Annotated in this window: 1 protein-coding gene and 1 pseudogene; one reads left to right on the top strand and one right to left on the bottom strand. The window is 50.0% G+C overall.

Annotated elements, in window-relative coordinates; genetic code table 11:
* Nucleotides 1–268 precede the first annotated feature (268 nt).
* A complete protein-coding gene (locus QUB25_RS29600; protein ID WP_333189042.1) occupies nucleotides 269–1444 on the top strand; it encodes a homocysteine biosynthesis protein in 1176 nt (391 codons plus the stop codon).
* Between the two features lie 68 nt (nucleotides 1445–1512).
* Here QUB25_RS29600 and QUB25_RS29965 read toward each other — a convergent pair.
* Nucleotides 1513–1592, bottom strand: a pseudogene (locus QUB25_RS29965) (IS1 family transposase); the annotation flags it as partial.
* Nucleotides 1593–1773 lie beyond the last annotated feature (181 nt).

The raw sequence follows: 1773 nt of genomic DNA, 5'->3' as shown, positions 1-1773 counted from the left end.
TATCCTTTCTCTGCGCTGTGCTTATCTCAATGGTCAACTTTCCGCTTGATGTATTTGCAAAAGTGAGATGCACCCGTCATAACGATCGCTCTTTATTTTATTTATAATATAATCCTGATATTTGTTATAGCATTTTGCTGTGTTATCAAACCGAGGTCGATCGCCAAAACAGCATTCGCTCGAGCAACATTCCATCAATCCAAAATCAAAATCACTCCAAAATCAATCAATTGAAAATCTAAAATCTAAAATCCAAAATCTAAAATATATGAGATCGATCGACGAAATCAACGATAAAATCAGCCAAGGCAAAGCCACAGTCTGGACAATCGAAGAACTCAAAACTAGAGTTCAAGAAACCAGCATTACCCAAGCAGCCAAAGAAGTCGATGTCATTACTACCGGCACCTTCGAGCCGATGGAATCCTCCGGTGCAATCATCAACCTCGGCCATACCGACCCGCCCATAAAAATCCGCCAGTGCTGGCTAGACGGCGTTTTAGCCTACTCCGGCTTCGGGGCAGTAGACCTGTACGTGGGAGCCACCCAAGTAGCCGAAGACGGCGAAGAATCCCGCGAACGGGGCGGCGGACACGTCATCGAAGACTTAATAGCAGGCAAACCCGTGCAGTTGCGCGCCTTGGGGCAGGTAACAGACTGCTACCCCCGCGCCTCCTTTGAAACCACGATTACCCGCGATACAATCAACCAGTTTTATTTATTCAATCCCCGCAATGCATATCAAAACTTTATTGTTGGCGTCAACGGGGGCGATCGCCCGCTGTTCACCTACCTCGGCCCCCTGCAACCAAACCTCGGCAACGCCGTCTACTCGAACCTTGGAGCCATGTCTCCCCTGCTAAACGACCCCGACCTCGAAATCATCGGCATCGGCACCCGCATCTTCCTAGGAGGCGCTCAGGGGTACATCACCTGGGAAGGAACCCAGCACTTCCCGCTGCAAAAACGCCAGCCAAACCGCACCCCCATCGGCCCGGCCGCCACCCTCGCACTCATCGGCGACGCCAAACAGATGAACTCCAAATGGGTGCGCGGCTGCTACTTCAAAAACTACGGCCCATCCCTGATGCTGGGAGTCGGCATCCCGTTTCCCGTCTTAAACGAAACAGTCGTCGCCCACTGTGCAGTATCCGACAAAAAAATAGTAGCGCCGGTGGTAGATTTCTCTATCCCCCGGCGCGTTCGTCCCACCTTCGGTTTAGTCAGCTATGCTCAATTAAAGACTGGCCGCATTCTCATCGAGGGCAAACCAGTACGGGCCGCCCCCCTTGCCAGTATGTTTCTCTCCCGGCAAGTAGCATTGGAATTGAAGCAGCAAATTGAAGCGGGTCAATTTACCCTCACGGCCCCAGTTGCTCCCCTACCCACCGACAGAGTATTTCTCCCGCAAGATTTGTGGGGGGCCCACGTGAGGCTGGAATAGACAGTCGCTAGAGTAAAGTGACGGATTATAACTTTAAGGAACCACAAGAGGATATTCAAAGATGATCTTCGACACAGATAGCTCTGTTTACCTTGGCGGTGTCGATTTTTTACCACTTTGGAACTTTGACTGTGGGAGGGCAAGGCATTGGCATATTTCATCACATCATTCTCCATGATGCAACACCAGACTTTATATTATTCCAAGTCCGTTGATATGTTGTACAAGTCAGTACGCTTGCTGATCTACTATCTTAACCCTCTTTTGTCACTCTCGTGGTAGTATAAGGAGTGACACACCCCAAAAGCATTGCCAGTCCTATGGTAGAG

It is taken from the genome of Microcoleus sp. B3-D7 (assembly GCF_036705305.1).
In the GTDB taxonomy this organism is placed as follows: domain Bacteria; phylum Cyanobacteriota; class Cyanobacteriia; order Cyanobacteriales; family Microcoleaceae; genus Microcoleus.
The sequence above is the reverse complement of the archived record's forward strand: the minus strand, read 5'-3'. Positions and strand labels throughout refer to the sequence as shown.

Bases quoted from the DNA above. Each gene is read 5' to 3' on its own strand.
- QUB25_RS29600 (WP_333189042.1), top strand. From the start codon at position 269: ATGAGATCGATCGACGAAATCAACGATAAAATCAGCCAAGGCAAAGCC.